Here is a 16695-nt window from a genome sequence, read left to right on the forward strand (position 1 = left end):
GGCGGCGAACCGCCGCCCGACCCGGCCGGCCCCCGCGGCATCAGCGCGGCATCAGCGCGGCGCCCGGGGCAGCCCGAGGCCGATCATGGCGATCAGCTCGCGCTGGATCTCGTTGACCCCGCCGCCGAAGGTCAGCACGAGCGCGCCCTTGGCGAGCCGGTCCTGGGCCTCCATGAAGTCCGCCGTCTCCGGGTCGCCCGGGTCGCCGTACCGGGCCAGGACGTCCCCGACGATCCGGCCGACCTCCTGCATCCGCTCCGAGGCGTAGATCTTGGTGGCGGACGCGTCGGCCGCGCCGAGCCAGCCGAGGTCCTGGTTGGCCGCCACCTGCCAGTTGAGGAGCTCGTTGGCGCGCAGGTAGGCGTAGACCTGCGCGACCGCGCGCCGCACGGCGGGCTCCTCGATGAGCGGGCGGCCGCCCGGCCCCCGGGTCGTGCGGGCCCACCGCGCGAACCGGACGTGGGTGTGCCCGATGTTCCCGGCCGGGCCGAGCGTGACCCGCTCGTGGTTGAGCTGGTTGACGATGAGGTCCCAGCCCTTGTTCTCCTCGCCGATCAGCATGTCGGCCGGGACGCGGACGTCCTGGAAGTACGTCGAGTTCGTGTGGTGCGCGCCGTCCATCGTGATGATCGGCGTCCAGGAGAAGCCCGGGTCCGCGCAGTCCACGATGAGCATCGAGATGCCCTTGTGCTTCTTGGCCTCCGGGTCGGTGCGGGCCGCGAGCCACACGTAGTCGGCGTGGTGGGCGCCGGAGGTGAAGATCTTCTGGCCGTTGACGACGTAGTGGTCGCCGTCCCGGACGGCGGTGGTGCGCAGCGCCGCGAGGTCGGTCCCGGCGCCGGGCTCGCTGTAGCCGATCGCGAAGTGGCACTCGCCGGCGAGGATGCGCGGGATGAACCGCTCCTTGTGCGCCTCCGACCCGTACTGCAGGATCGTCGGCGCCACGGAGTTCAGCGTGATCAGCGGGTAGGTGACCTCGGCGCGGGCGATCTCGGTGGCGAAGATCGTCTGCTCGACCGGGCCGTAGCCGCGGCCCCCGTACTCCTTCGGGAGCGCGACGCCGAGCATCCCGTCGCGGCCGAGCCTCCGGCAGTGCTCCAGGTAGGGCGGGCCGAACGGGTCGGCGCGGATGGCCGCGCGCTGCTCCGCGGTCAGGCAGTTCTCGAAGTACTCGCGCAGCTCGGCGCGCAGCCGCTTCTGCTCGTCGGTCAGGTCGATGAACATTCAGGCCTCCTGGGCGATGAGGGCGCCGAGCGCGTCGAGACGGTCCTCGCCGCCGCCGAGCAGATGCCCGCAGTGCTTGCCCCAGGCGAAGTACCGGTGCAGCGGGTAGGTGATGTCCAGGCCGATGCCGCCGTGCAGGTGCTGGCAGGTGTAGAGCGCCTTCACCACGGGGTCGCACGCGTTGTAGGCGGCGATGGTGAGGACCTCCTCGGCGTCGTCCGCGCCCTGCGCCAGGCGCCACACGCCCGCCCACACGGCCACGTCCAGCGCGCGCTTGGCGATGTAGACGTCCCCGATCTGCATCGTGACCGCCTGGAACTGCGCGAGCGCCCGGCCGAACTGCTCGCGCGTCTTCGTGTACTCCTTCGTCAGCTCCAGCGCGCCCTCGATGACGCCGGACGCGACGGCGACCGCGCCCGCGACGGCCGAGCGGCGCAGGGTGTCCCAGGCGGCGCCGTCCGACGTCCCGCCGAGCAGGGCGTCCGCGCCGACCCGGACACCGTCCAGGGCGACCCGCGACAGCGGCTCCGACGTCGCCGACGGCTGCCCGGTGATCGTCACGGCGGAGGGCTCCACGAGGAACACCCCGACGCCGCCCCCCTCGACGCGGGCCGGGATGAGGATCAGGGACGCCTCCCGCGCGTACGGGACGAACGTCTTCACGCCGTCCAGCACGTACCCGCCGCCGTCCGGGCGGGCCGTCGCGGCGACCTCCCCTGCCCGGCCGACCTCGCGGTACGCGCCCGTCAGGATCGTCGCGCCCTCGGTGAGCGGGGCCAGCAGGGCGCGCTGCTCCGGCGTCCCGTGCGCCCCGATCGGGACGGCCGCCAGCGCGAGCGAGGCGTACGCCGGGACGGGCGCGGTGCGGACCCCGACCTCCCGCAGGACCACCGCCAGCTCGACCGGCCCGAGCCCGGCGCCGCCCGCGTCCTCGGGCAGGACGACGCCGAGCAGCCCCGCTTGCGCGAGCGCCTTCCACGTCACGTCGTCATAGGGCGCCTCGCTCTTCTCGAACGCCTCCAGCCGCTCCTGCGCGGCCTCCCGCGCGAGCACGTCCGCCGCGAGCCCCTTGATCTCTTGCTGGGTCTCGTCGAGGTTGAAGTCCACTCATCCGCTCCCTTCCAGGAGGTGCAGCCGGCCGCGGCGCTCGAACTCGTCCCGCAGCGCGGCCGCGTCCGCGGCGGTCATCGGGCGGTAGTCGAGGTCGCGGCCGGGCCGCCACCACACCGGGTCGTCGGTGCGCCAGCCCTCCCGGGCCAGCCGGCGCTTGAGGATCTTGTTGGAGGCGGTCGCGGGCAGCTCCCGCGCCACCCGCACGTACCGCGGGATCCACTTCGGCCCGAGGTCGGCGCGCCCGCGCAGGTAGCCGGCGAACGCGCCCGGGTCGAAGGCGTCGGCGGCGACGGCCAGCATCACCTGGTCGCCGGACGCCGCGTCCGGCACCCCGTACACGGCGAGCTGCCGGACGCCGGGAAGCTCCGCCAGGACCCGTTCCACCTGGACGGCGCCGAAGTTCTCGCCGTCCACGCGGACCCGGTCGCCGCTGCGCCCGGCGAAGAAGACGTAGCCGTCCGCGTCGGCGTAGGCGAGGTCGCCGCTCCAGAACATGCCGTCGCGGAGCCGGTCGGGGGCGTCCTCCTTGTAGTACCCGTCGAAAAGGCCGAGGTCGCCGGTGTTGACCAGCTCCCCCACGGCCTCGTCGCCGTTCACCAGGCGTCCGGCCTCGTCGAACACGCCGGGCGGGCACGGCCGGCCCGCCGGATCGAGGATCGCGATGCCGTCGGTGAGCCTCCCGAGCGCGCCCTGCGGCCCGAACGGGTCGGGCGCCAGCGAGATCGCCGTCTCCGTCGATCCGTAGCCGTCGATGACGAAGCACCCGAAACGCTCACCGAACGCCTTCTGCTCCACCGGTGCCGCCTCGTTCCCGAACGCGAACCGCACCGGATTGTCGGCGTCGTCCTCCCCCGCCGGTGTGGCCAGCACGTACGAGAGGGCCTTGCCGACGTAGTGCAGGTAGGTGCAGCCGTGGGCGCGCACGTCCGGCAGGACGGCCGACGCCGAGAACCGGGCGCGCAGCACCAGCTCGGCCCCGGCGGCCAGCGCCGGCGCGTACGCCGCCATGACCGCGCCCGAGTGGAACAGCGGCATCGGGCAGTAGACGACGGCCTCCGGCGACAGCATGCGCCCGGCGAGCATCTCGCCCGGCACGACCACCTTCCGGTGGGTGACGCGGACGGCCCGCGGACGCCCCGACGTCCCGGAAGTGAAGATCAGCATCAGCAGCGTCCCGGCCCCGATCGCCGAGACGCCGGGGACCGGCGAGCCCGCGAAGGGCGCGATCAGCTCACCGAAGGCGTCCACGTCGACCACGGGCAGCCCGAGCGCGGCGGCCTTGCCCGCATACCGCGGCTGGGCCAGCACAAGATCGCAGTCGGCGCGCTTCGCGTCACCCGCAAGCTCGACGGCGCTCCGCGTCGGGTTCAGCGCCACGACCACGGCCCCCGACAGCGCCGCGCCCCCGAGGAGGAACACCACCTCGGGAAGGTTGTCGAGCAGGACGCCGACGTGGACCGGCCGGTCGGGCCGCGCCTCGCCGCGCATCCACGCGGCGCGCGCCGCGCACTCGGCCACGACCTCCCGCCACGTCCAGGCCCGGCCGTCGTCGGCGGACCGCAGCCCGGGGCGGTCGTCGTCCGCCCGCGCCTCCAGCAGCGCCGCGACGCTCACCGGCCCACCTCCCCGCTCCGTCCCACGGCGAAAAAGTAGAACAGATTCTACTAAGTGTCCAGAGGGCCGATCTCCCTCCTTCGGAACCCGGTTCGCCTGGGTGTCATGGGAAACCGGGCGGGTAAGGGCGGCCGGAGACGAGATCGCGATGAGCTGATCAGATAACAGGTTCTCGCAAGAGCGGTACCCTGGGAGGGACGCGTCGGGCGACCGGGCCCGCACAGAAGGGAAGGCGACCGTGACCGCAGAGCCGACAGTGACCGGGGAGGAGACCCGGGGTCAGCCGGGCGGCCAGGGCGTGCGCTCCCGCAGCCAGCACCAGCGGCGCAAGCGTATCGTCCAGGCGGCCGCGGCGCTCGCATCGCGCGGCGGGATCGAGGCGATGCAGATGCGCACCGTGTCCGAGCGCGCGGGCGTCGCCCTCGGCACCCTCTACCGCTACTTCCCGTCCAAGATGGACCTGGTCGTCGCCGTCGTCAGCGAGGAGCTCGACCTCCTCGAAGGCAGCATCGAGCGCCGCCCGCCCCGCGCCGGAGGCGCCCCGGACCGCGCCGTCGAGGTGCTGATGCGCGCCACCCGCGGCCTGATGCGCGAGCCGGAGCTGGCGGAGGCGCTGATCCGCTCCCTCCTCCTCTCCGACGTCAAGACCGACTTCGGCGACCGCATGAGCGAGCTGCTCCTGCGCGCCGCGTCCGGCCCGCCGGAGAACATCCCCGCCGAGGACCCCCGCCGCCTCGTCGCCCGCGCCCTGTCCGGCATCTGGACCATGGAGATGATCGAGATGCTGCGCGGCAACGCCACCGCCGAGGAGATCCAGGCCCGCCTGGAGATCACCGCCTCGCGCCTCCTCATCGACTGAGCGACACGGGAGCGAACGGAGAGTCACCGTTTTCCCATGTGCCGCCCATGCGTTCCCCATTAGCCTTGGGTCCGACAGGAGCCAGGACGAAAAAGGGGTGCCAGTGACCGGACAGGAACCGATCCTCAGCGACGGGGTCATCATCGAGTTCATCGATGGCAAGGACGTCCCCGTCCAGCACAAGGACTTCGGTGAGCGGGCCGTCGTCATGCGCGACGCCAAGAACCCCGAGGGCCCGATCCTCTACTTCACCGAGGCCGAGTGGGACGCCTTCATCGCCGGCGTCAAGGACGGCGAGTTCGACGACCTCCTGGAAGACCCCACCGAGGCCCCGTGACCGGCCCAACGCCCCCGGCACCCACCGGGGGCGTCCTCATCCGCGCCCGCGCGCCTCAGCCGAACAACTGGTCAGCACGCTCCGCCGTGACAGCCCGAACCAGCCACTGATCCAACTGCTCCGGGTCAGTGCAGGCCAGGACCCGCTCCCGCACGTCGTCCGACACCGAAAGCCCCCGCGCCTCGAGAACCTTCAGCACCGACTTCGCCTCGCCTTCGGCCTGGCCTTCGGCGTGCGAGCGCCGGAACGGCTCGCTCTTGAACTTGTATCCGGCGGCTCCGGCTTTCACGTACCCCTCCAAGATCTTTCGGGCGCCTTTCGAGAGCACGCCCATTACCAGGTCAGTGTACAGACGACCGTTTTCCTCGTCCTCGTTCGAGATGGTGGCGAGGGCGGCGTGCGTGATCTCCAGGGACTCCTTGTCGGTCGGGATGATGTTGGCCAGTGCGGCCAAAACGGTCATCTCTGGCCTCTGTGCGGCCTGGTCGGGGGTGGTGACGAGGGGCTCCATGCCAGGGCCGACCACGTACGGGACGAGGTTGAAGCCCGGGTGACCGATCTGGATCGCCTCGCGCGCCCATTCCGCCACCGATCGGCTGGGGCAGATGACCAGGAGATAGCACGGGCACAGGAGCTTGGCGTGCAGCGAGGTCAGATAGACCGGCCAGCTGCCGTGCTTGTCGGGGTCCTTGGCGAGCTGGGTTTCGGCTATGACGCCGATGGTGGGCTCGGTGGACCCGGCTTCGCATATTTCCACGACGTTGTCGGCGACGTAGGCGGCGGGGGCCGGCTGTGTACAGCTCTCGCTCGTCGACCTGATGGTGGCCGCGTCGGACACGTCGATTCCGAAGGCGGTTTTGAGTAATTGGGCCACGACTTCCGGGTTGTCCCGGATGATCTTTATTGGCCCTTCGTGTTTGGCGGTGACCATGCACGGCAAGTTACTTGACCGCCACTGTTAGATACCGTGACTATCCAATGACTTCTCGTGTGGCGTGCATCACAGTCCGTTATTTACGGGTGTGAGAGTTCCATTGGGTTATTAGGGCTTGTTCGGCTTTGGGGGTTAGGGGGCCCCAGAGGCGTAGGCGGGCTATGCCGCCGTCGGGGTAGATGTCCAGGCGGACCTTCGCTATCTCGGGGGTTTTCAGGCGGTAGCGGTGGCGGGTGTCGGGTTGCAGGCGGGTGCGCTGGAGGATGACGGCGTGGTCGCCTTTTGTGGTGGTGGCCGTCAGCTGGGCTTCGGCGGGGGCGTTGAATTTGAGGTTCGTGGTGTCGATTTCGGCGAGTTCGATGGCGCCGGGGGCGGCCAGGGCTATCTCGGCCCAGTCATTGCCTCCGTCGCGGCGGCGGGCGGTTTCCCAGCCTTCGGCCTGGGTGCGGGCCAAGCCGGGGAACAGCATGTTGTCGGGGGACGAGTAGAAGCGGTCGGAGCAGTCGAGGACGTGGGCGCCGTTCTCCAGGGCGGCCAGGTCCACCGTCAGGCCCGTCAGGTAGGCGGGGTTCGGGACGACCCTGCCGTGGACGCGGAGGCGCGCGATTCCGCCGTCCGGGAACACGTTGAGGCGGACGTGTGTGAAGACGCGTTCCGGCTCGGCCGTCGGGAGGGTGTGGGTGGTGTCGCCCTGGAGGGGGGTCTTCGGGACGATCTCCAGCCAGTCGGCGGCGTCGAGTTCGGCGGGCGTGGGGTAGCCGTCGGCGAAGCAGGCCTCCACTGAGGCGTGTGGGGGGTAGTTGCCCTTGAACCAGGCCGTGTCGATGACGATGCCGTGGATCCGGCCCGGGAGGCCCAGGCGGATCAGGGCCCAGTCGTGGCCGGGGGTGCGGCGGCGGGCGGTCTCCCAGCCGTCGTAGAGCTGGCCCTTCGGGCCGAAGGTCTCCGGGCGGAAGGCCGGTCTCCACGGGTTGAGCAGATTCTCCTTCTCGGCGAAGGACTCGTCGCTGGCGGCGACGACCGACCCGCCGAGGGTGCGGACGGCCAGGTCCGGCAGGGCGGTGACGTCGGTCATCGTCCCTCCTCGCGGGTGAGCAGGCGGCCGGCGGGGACGTCGCCGACGGGTGCGCCGCGCAGCCAGGTGGCCTGGACGACCCCCGTCAGCGTTCTGCCCTCGTAGGGGGTGACCGGGTGGCGGTGGTGGAGGGACGCGGGGTCGACGGTGAAGGTCTCGTCCGGGGCGAAGGCGACGAGGTCGGCGTCGTTTCCGACGGCGATGGCGCCCTTGCGGGGGACGGCGGCGAGGGCGGCGGGGGCCTCGGACATCCAGCGGGCGACCGCGGCCAGGTCGTGGCCGCGGGCGCGGGCCGCCGTCCAGACGGCGGGGAGCCCGAGTTGCAGGGACGAGACGCCGCCCCACGCGGTGGCGAAGTCGCCGCGTTTCAGGTCGGGCGTGCAGGGCGAATGGTCGGTGACGACGCAGGAGATCACTCCGGAGGCGAGTCCCTGCCAGAGCCGGTCGCGGTTGGCGGCGTCGCGGATGGGCGGGCAGCACTTGAACGCGGCGGTCCCGGCGTCGCCGTCGCAGAGGGTCAGGTAGTGGGGGCAGGTCTCGGCGGTCACCGGCAGGCCGTCGGCCTGGGCCTTGGCGAGGACGTCCAGGCAGTCGGCCGCCGACAGGTGCAGGATGTGGGCGCGCACCCCGGTCTCCTCCGCCAGCCGGACGACCTGTTCGACGGCCCGGCGTTCGGCGGAGGGCGGGCGGGAGGCGAGGAAGGCGCGGTAGTCGCCGCCGGTCGGCGGGGACAGCGAGGCCGGGTCCTCGGCGTGCACGATGACCAGGCCGCCGAAGGCGGCGATCTCGCGGAAGGCCGCTCTCATCTCGGCGGGCGCGAGGGGCGGGAACTCCGGGACCGCCGAGTCGGAGGTGAAGCACTTGAATCCGAAGACGCCGAGGTCGTGGAGCGGGCGGAGCGAGGGCGTGTTGCCGGGGACCGCGCCGCCCCAGAAGCCGACGTCCACGGCGCAGGCGCCTTCGGCGGCGGCGCGTTTGGCCGCGAGCGCGGGCGGGTCGACGGTCGGGGGCAGCGAGTTGAGCGGCATGTCGATGAGCGTGGTGACGCCGCCCGCCGCCGCGGCGCGGGTCGCGGTGGCGAAGCCCTCCCATTCGGTGCGGCCCGGCTCGTTGACGTGGACGTGGGTGTCGACGAGCCCGGGGAGCAGCGCGACGTCGCCCAGGTCCACCGAGGCGGGTGCGGCGTAGGGCGAGATCGCGGTGATGCGCCCGGCGCGGACCGAGACGGCCGCGGGTCGCTCTCCTTCCGGCAGGACGGTCCGGCGGGAACGGATGACGAGGTCGTCCGGGGTCATGGGCCGGCCACGATGTGCTCCGGGCGGACGGGGACGCGCGTCAGCGCCCGGCCCGTCGCGTCCCTGATCGCGGCGACGACGGCGGGCGTGGACGACAGCGTGGGCGGCTCCCCGGCGCCGCGCAGCCCGTACGGGGCCTCGGGGTCGGGGTGCTCCAGGATGTCCAGCCGCATCGGCGGCATGTCGAGGATGGTGGGGATCAGGTAGTCGGTGAAGGACGGGTTGCGGACCAGGCCGCCGCTCACGACGATCTCCTCCATCAGCGCCAGGCCGAGGCCCTGCGCGGTGCCGCCGTGGATCTGCCCCTCCAGCGCCGTCCGGTTGAGGATCCTGCCGACGTCCTGGACGGCGGCCAGCTCGACGACCTTGACGAGGCCGAGGTCGACGTCCACGTCGACGACGGCGCGGTGCACGCAGAGGGCGAGCTGGGTGTGGCTGCGGCCCTGACCGGTGACCGGGTCCAGGGGCGTGGTGGGGCGGTGGTGGTACTCGCGGGTGCACTCGACGGCGGTCTCGCCGAGGACGTCCTCGATCGTGCCGAGCGCGCCCCCGGCCCGCGAAATGATCTTCCCGCCGGCGACGGTCAGGTCGGTGCGGCCGAAGCGGCGCCCGGCGAGCGCGAGGAGCTCGGCGCGGACCGCCTCGCAGGCCGCCTTGACCGCCCCGCCGGTCATGTACGACTGGCGGGACGCGCTGGAGGACCCGGCGTCGCCGACCCGGTTGTCGGCCGGGGCGATCGTGACCTTCTGGACGCCGAGCTCGGTCCGGGCGATCTGCGCCTTGACCGTGACGAGGCCCTGCCCGACCTCGGCGGCGGCGGTGTGCACGAGGGCGGTGGCCTCCCCGCCGATGACCTCCAGCCGGACGCGGGCCGTGGACAGGTCGTCGAACCCCTCGGAGAAGCAGATGTTCTTGAGCCCGACGCCGTAGCCGACGCCCCGCACGACGCCCTCGCCGTGGGTCGTCTGGGAGACGCCGCCCGGCAGGTCGCGCAGGTCGGAGCGGTCCGGGGCGGGAGGCATCGGCATGGCCTCCAGCCGGGTCAGCATGTCCGCGAGCGGCGCGGGCGACTCGATGACCTGCCCGGTCGCGAGCCGGGAGCCCTGCGCGACGGCGTTGCGGCGGCGGATCTCGACCGGGTCGAGGCCGCAGGCGGCGCCGAGTTTGTCCATCATCGACTCGTAGGCGAAGCACGCCTGGACGGCGCCGAACCCGCGCATCGCGCCGCACGGCGGGTTGTTGGTGTAGACGCCGTACCCGTCGATGCGGATGTTGGGGATCTCGTAGGGGCCGACGCCCAGCGAGGCGGCGTTCCCGACGACGTTCATCGTGGACGAGGTGTACGCGCCGCCGTCCAGGACGATCTCGACGTCGGCGTAGAGGAGCCGTCCGTCCCGCGTGGCGCCGTACTCGTACCGCATCTGCGCGGGATGCCGGTGGACGTGCCCGAAGAACGACTCGTACCGGTTGTAGGACATCTTCACGGGCCGGCCGGTGCGCAGCGCCAACATCGCCGCGTGGATCTGCATCGACAGGTCCTCGCGGCCGCCGAACGCGCCGCCGACGCCGGCGAGGGTCATGTGGATCTGGTCCTCGCGGAGCGCGAGGCAGGGCGCGATCTGCTTGAGGTCGTTGTGGATCCACTGCGTCGAGACGTGCAGGTCGACGCCGCCGTCCTCGGTCGGGATCGCCAGGCCCGCCTCGGGGCCGAGGAACGCCTGGTCCTGGATGCCGACCTCGTACTCGCCGGACACCACGACCTCCGCCGCGGCCCTGGCGGCGTCCACGTCGCCGACCCGGACCGGCTGGTGCCGGGTGATGCCGCCGCGGTCCTGGACCTTGAGGCCCTCCGGGTCGGCGATCACCGCGCGCGGGTCGGTGACCGGCTCCAGCACCTCGTAGTCGACGGCGATCCGGTCCATCGCGCGCCGCGCCGTCTCGGGGTGGTCGGCGGCGACGAGCGCGACCGGCTCGCCCTGGTGCCGGACCTGGTCGATGGCGAGGACGGGCTGGTCGTCGGTGTGGTCGATGCCGAACACCTTGCGGCCGGGCACGTCCTCGTGGGTGAGGACGGCGCGGACGCCGGGCAGCGCGAGGGCGGGGCCGACGTCGAGCGACCGGATCCGCGCCCGGGGGTGCGGGCTGCGGAGCGTGGCGCCCCACAGCATGCCCTCCAGCCACAGGTCGGAGGCGTAGGCGAACTCACCGGTGACCTTGAGGGTGCCGTCGGGGCGCAGCGGGCTCTCGCCGACTCCGCCGGTCCCCGGGGTGGCGGCGTGGGCCGGGGTCGTGGTCGGGGACGTCATTCAGAGCACCTCCTCCGCGAGGCGCATCAGGCGGCGGTGGGCGTCCGCGCCGCGCCGCCCGGCCTCGTCCTGCGGGACGGTGACGAGCGTGTCGCCGTCCACGATCGTGCGCCCGCCGACGAGCAGGCGCTCCAGCGGCGGCGTCGGGCCGAACGCCAGCGCGACGACCGGGTCGTCGACCGCGGCGCGGAAGCCGTCGACGCGCCAGAGCGCGATGTCGGCGAGCCTGCCGGGGGCGAGGGCGCCGATCTCGTCCTCGCGGCCGAGGCAGCGGGCGCCGCCGAGGGTCGCCATCTCCAGGGCCTGCCGGGCGTCCAGCGCGGTCGGCCCGTACCGGGCGCGCTGCATGTAGATCGCCTGCCGCAGCTCCCCGGCCAGCGGGACGAGTTCGGCCGACGCCGCGCCGTCCACGCCGAGCCCGACCGCCGCGCCCGCCTCCAGCAGGTGCGACACGCGGGCGATCCCGGCGCCGAGGCGGGCGTTGGAGCTCGGGCAGTGCGCGGTGCCGGTGCGGGTCTCGGCGAGCCGTTTGACGTCGGTGTCGTGCAGGTGGACGCAGTGCGCGAGCCACACGTCGGGGCCCAGCCAGCCGATCGAGTCCATGTACTCGGTCGGCGTCATGCCGAACTGCTCGCGCGTGTGCTCCTCCTCGTCGAGCGTCTCGGCGAGGTGGGTGTGCAGGCGCACGCCCTTGTCGCGCGCCAGCCGGGCCGACTCGACGAGCAGGTCCCGCGTGACGGAGAACGGCGAGCAGGGCGCGACGGCGACGCGCAGCAGGGAGCCGGGCGAGGGGTCGTGGTACCGGTCGATCGCGGCCTCGGTCTCGGCGAGGATCGTGTCGAGGTCCTCGACGACCTCGTCCGGGGGCAGTCCGCCCTGCGACTCGCCCCGGTCCATCGACCCCCGGCACGGATGGAACCGGACGCCGAGCTCCCGGGCGGCCTCGATCTCGGCCGCGAACAGGTCGCCGCGCCCCTTGGGGAACAGGTAGTGGTGGTCGGTGGACGTCGTGCAGCCCGACTTGGCGAGCCATCCGAGCCCGGCGGTGGCGGCGCCCGCGACGACCTCGGCGTCCATCTTCGACCACGGCTGGTAGAGGGTGGTCAGCCACTCGAACAGGGTGCCGCCGACGGCCATGCCCTGGCTGGCCCACTGGTAGAGGTGGTGGTGGGAGTTGACCAGGCCGGGAGTGGCGAGGCATCCCGTGCCGTCGATCCGTTCGGCCCCGTCCGTGCCCGTCTCCGGGGCCGGACCGGGCCCGACGGACGTGATCCGGTCGCCCTCGACCACGATGTGGCCGCCCGGGTGCTCGTCACCCGACACGGTGGCGACATGGGCGTTCTCGATCACGAGACGCCTCATCGGGCGACCGCCTTCCGCTCGGCCGCCAGGCGCACCGCGTCGAGGATCTTCTCGTAGCCGGTGCAGCGGCACAGGTTCCCGGCGAGAGCCTCGCGGATCTCCGCGTCGGACGGCGCCGGGTTCCGCTCGATCAGGTCGTGCGTCTGGACGATCAGGCCGGGCGTGCAGAACCCGCACTGGACGGCGCCCGCCTCGACGAACGCCTCCTGGACGGGGTCGAGCCGCTCCTCGCCCGGCGGCCCCTCGGCCAGCCCCTCCACGGTGACGACCTCGCGGCCCTCGGCCTGGCCCGCCGCGACCAGGCAGGCGCACACCGGCACGCCGTCGAGGTAGACGGTGCAGGAGCCGCACTCGCCCTGCTCGCAGGCGTTCTTGGAGCCGGGCAGGCCCATCCGCTCGCGGAGCATGTAGAGCAGGCTCTCGCCTTCCCACACCTCGTCCACGGCCTCCTCGGCCCCGTTGACGGTCAGGTTCACGCGCATCACGAGGCCGCCTTTCCCACGGTCGCCCTGCGGTGGTCGTCCCAGGCCCAGGTGAGCGTGCGGCGCGCCAGCACCGCCAGGGCGTGCCTGCGGTACCCGCCCGTCCCGCGGACGTCGTCGATCGGCGACGCCGCGTCCCGCACCAGCTCGCCGAAGCGCCGGGCGGCGGCCTCGGCGAGCGGGCGGCGCCCGTCCCAGTCCAGCTCGCCGGAGATGAACGCCTCGGCCTCGGTCGCGCGGCGCGGGGTCGGGGCGGCCGAACCGAGGCCGGTGCCGACGCGGCGCTCGCCCGGGTGCAGCGCGACCGCGAACGAGCAGACCGCGATCACCATCGCGTTCCGGGTGCCGATCTTGGAGAAGTACTGCGGGCCGGACGCGGGCGCCGTCCAGAACGCGCGGATCAGCTCGTCCGGCGCGAGGGCGTTGCGCTTCACCCCGGTGAAGAACTGCGCGACGGGGATCATCCGGACGCCGCGCTCGGCCGACTCGGCCTCCACCACCGCGTCCCCGGCCAGCAGCGGCGGATGGCCGTCCCCGGCGGGCGACGCGGCGCCGAGGTTGCCGCCGATCGTGCCACGGTTGCGGATCTGCGGCGACCCGACCGTGCGGGCCGCCTGGGCGAGGCCGGGCAGCCGCCCGCCCAGCTCGCCGATCAGCCGCGCGTAGGGGACGCCGGCGCCGACGCGGAGCCGGCCGTCGACCGTGTCCCATTCGGCGAGGGCGCGGATCCGGGTCAGGTCGAGCAGTGCCTCGGGCCGCCGGACGTCGAAGTTGATCTCGACCATGACGTCGGTGCCGCCCTGGACGGGCAGGGCCCCGGGCCGCGCGGCCCTGGCGGCGAGCGCGTCCTCCCAGGTCAGCGGTCGTAGAAAGTCCATGTCTCAGTATTCCTCCATGGCGGCCTCAGTCGAAGGCCGCCGGGGCGGCGGGCGCGTCGTCGGTGAGCACCGTCCCCTCGATGAGCCCGTACGGGCGGTCCGCCGCGAAATAGACCTCGTTGTCGTTGTCCATGCCGAACGGTTCGAGATCGACCAGGAAGTGGTGCCGGTTGGGCAGCGACAGCCTGACCTCGCAGACCTCCGGCCGTTCGGCCAGGACCCGGCGCCCCATCTGGTAGAGCGTCTGCTGGAGCGACAGGCTGTGCGTCTCGGCGAACGCGTGCAGCAGGCCGTCGCGGGCGGCGGCGTAGGACTCGTCCCAGGCCCCGGCCGTGCCCCGGTGGCGCCACCGGGCCGTCACCGCCGTGGCGAGGATCCGGTCGTCGGTCGGTTCGAGCGTCGTGAACTCGTCCCGGGCGAAGCCGTGGAACTCGCTGCCGGTGGAGTTGAGGACGACCAGGTCGGTGAGGCCCGAGACGACCGACTCCCCCTCGGCGCCGCAGTGCACCAGCGCCGTGCGCACCTCGCCGCCGTCCCGGACGAACGAGTGGCCGCCCGTGACGCGCCGCCAGCCGTACTCGCGGATCTCCACGCGGGCATGGGCGACCGCCGGCTGGGAGGCCGTGAAGTGCCGCGCGAGCAGGAGGCCGAAGTCCTCGATCGCGCCGATGCCGTGCCTCTTGGCGAACGCGAACACGGTGTTCTTCTGGGTGTCGGTCGGCAGCACGGCCGCGTTGTCGCCGGTCAGGTGGACCTCGTCCATGGCGCCGGAGAGGGCCACGCCGACGTTCAGGTCCTTGAGCCGGTGGACGCCGCCGTCCCGCGTCACGCGCACGACGCGCGTCTCCGCCTTGCCGTAGCGGTTGGGCCCGAGAACGATCGCCACTAGCTCCCCCGGTACGTCGAGTACGCGAACGGGCTGATCAGGAGCGGGACGTGGTAGTGCCGGCCCGGGTCGGCGATGGTGAACGCGACCGTGACCTCGGGGTAGAAGTCCGACAGCCCCTCGGTGGCGAACGTCAGCCGGTGCACCCCCTCGCCGGGCTCGGCGCCCCACTCCCGGACGCGGCCGTCGGCGTCGGTGCGGGCCTCGGCGAGCGTCGTCCAGCCGCCGCCCGCGTCGCGGCGGTCCAGCCGGACGGCCACGCCCGCGGCGGGCACCCCCTTCGCCGCGTCCAGAACGTGCGTCGAAAGGCTCACGCGTCCTCCTCCCCCAGCCGGGCCAGCCGCAGGTCGACGATCTCCGCCAGTTCCCGGCGGACGGCGTCGCGCTCGGCGGCGGGGTCGTTGCCGAGCCGTTCCCGCAGCGCGGCGAGCATCTCCAGCGCGGAGCGCCCGGACGCGCGGATCAGGAACACGTGGCCGAAACGCTCCTCGTAGGCCCGGTTCCCCGCGACGAGGGCGTTCTGAACATCGGCCTCCGCGGTTCTCGCCGCGGCCTGCTCTCCCCGCGACCAGCGGGCCTCCAGCGTGGCGCCGCCCACCCGGTCCCCGATGCGCGGATGCGCCGCGAGCGCCTCCTCGACGTCCGCCCAGTCCAGGCCGTCCAGCGCCCGCCGCGACGCGGCGCGCAGCGCGGCGAGGTCGGGGTAGGCCCGCCCGCCGACCGCGGCGATCCACCGGCGGGAGGCGCAGCAGGCCGCCAGTTCCTCGGTGCTCGGTTCCACCACGCTTGCAGTACACAAGCCCGTCCGGGGCCAGGTCGAGAGGCAGGACGTCCGAACCGGGGCGCCGGTCGCGGGCGGTCTTTTGTAGCTTCCTACGTATGAAGCTGCGTTCCCTGCTCGCCATGCCCGGCCTGCGGCTGGAGGTCGTCACCGGGGAGGACGAGCTGGACCGGCCGATCCGCTGGGTCGTCACCACCGACCTGATCGACCCCGGCCGCTACCTGCGCGGGCGCGAGCTCGTGCTCACGGGTCTCGTCTGGCGGACGGGCCCGGCCGACTCGGAGGCGTTCGTCGCGGCGCTCGCCGGGGCGGGCGTGTCCGGCCTGGCCGCGTGGGACCTCACGCTCGGCGCCGTCCCGGACGACCTCGTGGCGGCGTGCCGCCGGCACCGGATGCCGCTGTTCAAGGTCCCGGAGGACGTGGCGTTCGCGACCGTCACCGAGGAGGTCGTCCGGCACCTGTCCGGCGCCCGGGCCGCCGACCTCGCCGCCCTGCTGGACCGGCACCGCCGCCTGGTCGAGGGGACCGGGCTCGACGCCGTGCTCGACCTGGTCGGCCACTGCCACGTCCTCTCCCCGGCCGGGCGCGTCGTCGCGGGCCCGCAGCCGGCCGACCCCGCCGCCCTGGCCGCCGCGTTCCTCGGCGCGCCGCGGCTGCCGCACCACGTCCCAGATCAGGACATGTCGGTCTTCGCCGTGTCGCCCGCCGACACGCCCCGGGTCGCCGACTGGTTCGTGGCGCTGGAGGGCGACGTCGCCGCCTGGCCGCCCGAACGCCACGCGATGGCCGGAGAACTCGCGGCCATCGTCGGCCTCGAACGGGCCCGGATGCGCGCCGACGACCGCGCGTCCCAGGACATCGTCACCGCCGCCTACACCGGGGACGACCCGCCCGAGCCGGAGAGGCTCGCCTCACCGGTCGTGGCCGTCGCCGCGTCCGCGCAGGGACCGCTGCGTCCGGGCGAGCTGCGCACCGTCCTCGCCGAGGTCGTGCCGGGGGCGCGGCCGGTGGTCGGGCTGCTGGACGGGGAGGCCGTCGCGCTCGTCCCGTCCGCCGGGGAGGACGTCGCGGCAGCCGTCCAGGACGCCCTCGGCTTCCTCGCCCCCGGCCTGGCGGGCACCCGCGTGGCCCTCGGGGTGAGCGGCCCCGCCGGGCCCTCCGGGCTGCGCGGCGCGATCGAGGAGGCGCGGCACGCCCGCCGCCTCGCCGCGACCCGCCCCTCCCCTGTCTGCGTGGTCCGGCACGAGGAGCTCGCGACCCACGTGCTGCTGCTCGCCAGCGTGCCGGACGACGTCCGCCGGATGTTCCGGGTGCGCCTGCTGGACCCGCTGCACTCCTACGACGAGGTCCACGGCGCCGACCTCGTCCGGACGCTGGAGACGTTCCTGCGCAACTCCGGGTCCTGGACGCGCTGCGCCGAGGAGCTCCACCTCCATGTGAACTCGGTCCGCTACCGCGTCCAGCGCATCCAGGACCTCACCGGCCGGGACCTGTCCCGGATGGAGGACCGCGTCGACTTCTTCCTCGCCCTCCTCGTCTGAGCCGCACC

Annotated in this window: 16 protein-coding genes; 3 read left to right on the top strand and 13 right to left on the bottom strand. The window is 73.4% G+C overall.

Annotated elements, in window-relative coordinates; translation table 11 throughout:
- Positions 1-51: 51 nt before the first annotated feature.
- From AB0C87_RS00210 to AB0C87_RS00220, 3 genes are read right to left on the bottom strand one after another with little or no spacing between them, the layout of a single operon-like run.
- Positions 52-1224, bottom strand: coding sequence for an acyl-CoA dehydrogenase family protein (locus AB0C87_RS00210; protein WP_345184014.1), 1173 nt, complete (start codon positions 1222-1224; stop codon positions 52-54).
- Positions 1225-2331, bottom strand: coding sequence for an acyl-CoA dehydrogenase family protein (locus AB0C87_RS00215; protein ID WP_345184012.1), 1107 nt, complete (start codon positions 2329-2331; stop codon positions 1225-1227).
- Positions 2332-3951 carry an AMP-binding protein gene (locus AB0C87_RS00220; RefSeq protein ID WP_360575796.1) on the bottom strand — a complete coding sequence of 540 codons (1620 nt, stop codon included), beginning with the start codon at positions 3949-3951 and terminating at the stop codon, positions 2332-2334. It lies immediately after the preceding gene.
- 238 nt (positions 3952-4189) lie between these two features.
- Between AB0C87_RS00220 and AB0C87_RS00225 the strand changes: the two genes are divergently transcribed.
- Together AB0C87_RS00225 and AB0C87_RS00230 are read left to right on the top strand one after the other, a co-directional pair.
- Entirely contained in the window at positions 4190-4810 is a 621-nt protein-coding gene (locus AB0C87_RS00225; protein WP_345184008.1) for a TetR family transcriptional regulator, read from the top strand.
- Positions 4811-4913: 103 nt separating this feature from the next.
- Positions 4914-5147: a DUF397 domain-containing protein gene (locus AB0C87_RS00230; protein ID WP_089314270.1), complete on the top strand. Its 234-nt coding sequence runs from the start codon at positions 4914-4916 to the stop codon at positions 5145-5147.
- Between the two features lie 55 nt (positions 5148-5202).
- On the opposite strand, the gene AB0C87_RS00235 is transcribed toward AB0C87_RS00230, so the two are convergent.
- From AB0C87_RS00235 to uraD, 10 genes are all read right to left on the bottom strand, one after another.
- Positions 5203-6078 (bottom strand): hypothetical protein, encoded by an 876-nt coding sequence (locus AB0C87_RS00235; RefSeq protein WP_360575798.1) that lies wholly within the window; start codon positions 6076-6078, stop codon positions 5203-5205.
- A 79-nt stretch (positions 6079-6157) separates the two neighbouring features.
- Positions 6158-7156: an allantoicase gene (gene alc, locus AB0C87_RS00240; RefSeq protein ID WP_360575800.1), complete on the bottom strand. Its 999-nt coding sequence runs from the start codon at positions 7154-7156 to the stop codon at positions 6158-6160.
- Entirely contained in the window at positions 7153-8451 is a 1299-nt protein-coding gene (gene allB, locus AB0C87_RS00245; RefSeq protein ID WP_345184000.1) for an allantoinase AllB, read from the bottom strand. Before allB ends, alc begins: the two co-directional genes overlap by 4 nt.
- Entirely contained in the window at positions 8448-10757 is a 2310-nt protein-coding gene (pucD, locus tag AB0C87_RS00250) for a xanthine dehydrogenase subunit D (RefSeq protein ID WP_345183998.1), read from the bottom strand. The genes allB and pucD overlap by 4 nt, the downstream gene beginning before the upstream one ends.
- Positions 10758-12119 carry an 8-oxoguanine deaminase gene (locus AB0C87_RS00255; protein WP_345183996.1) on the bottom strand — a complete coding sequence of 454 codons (1362 nt, stop codon included), beginning with the start codon at positions 12117-12119 and terminating at the stop codon, positions 10758-10760.
- Positions 12116-12601, bottom strand: a complete 486-nt coding sequence (locus tag AB0C87_RS00260) for a (2Fe-2S)-binding protein (protein WP_345184102.1) — start codon at positions 12599-12601, stop codon at positions 12116-12118. The genes AB0C87_RS00255 and AB0C87_RS00260 overlap by 4 nt, the downstream gene beginning before the upstream one ends.
- The gene (locus AB0C87_RS00265) at positions 12601-13479 is read right to left on the bottom strand and encodes an FAD binding domain-containing protein (protein ID WP_360575803.1); all 879 of its coding nucleotides are present in this window, start codon (positions 13477-13479) and stop codon (positions 12601-12603) included. The genes AB0C87_RS00260 and AB0C87_RS00265 overlap by 1 nt, the downstream gene beginning before the upstream one ends.
- A gap of 25 nt (positions 13480-13504) precedes the next feature.
- Positions 13505-14365 (bottom strand): factor-independent urate hydroxylase, encoded by an 861-nt coding sequence (gene pucL / locus AB0C87_RS00270; protein WP_360575805.1) that lies wholly within the window; start codon positions 14363-14365, stop codon positions 13505-13507.
- The gene (gene uraH, locus AB0C87_RS00275; protein ID WP_345183989.1) at positions 14365-14679 is read right to left on the bottom strand and encodes a hydroxyisourate hydrolase; all 315 of its coding nucleotides are present in this window, start codon (positions 14677-14679) and stop codon (positions 14365-14367) included. The genes pucL and uraH overlap by 1 nt, the downstream gene beginning before the upstream one ends.
- The gene (gene uraD, locus AB0C87_RS00280) at positions 14676-15149 is read right to left on the bottom strand and encodes a 2-oxo-4-hydroxy-4-carboxy-5-ureidoimidazoline decarboxylase (RefSeq protein ID WP_360575807.1); all 474 of its coding nucleotides are present in this window, start codon (positions 15147-15149) and stop codon (positions 14676-14678) included. The genes uraH and uraD overlap by 4 nt, the downstream gene beginning before the upstream one ends.
- Positions 15150-15244: 95 nt before the next feature.
- On the opposite strand from uraD, the gene AB0C87_RS00285 reads away from it, so the two are divergent.
- Positions 15245-16687, top strand: a complete 1443-nt coding sequence (locus AB0C87_RS00285) for a PucR family transcriptional regulator ligand-binding domain-containing protein (RefSeq protein WP_360575809.1) — start codon at positions 15245-15247, stop codon at positions 16685-16687.
- The last annotated feature ends 8 nt before the right edge of the window (positions 16688-16695 follow it).

The sequence above is a fragment of the Actinomadura sp. NPDC048021 genome, from assembly GCF_040653135.1.
Lineage (GTDB): Bacteria > Actinomycetota > Actinomycetes > Streptosporangiales > Streptosporangiaceae > Spirillospora > Spirillospora verrucosospora.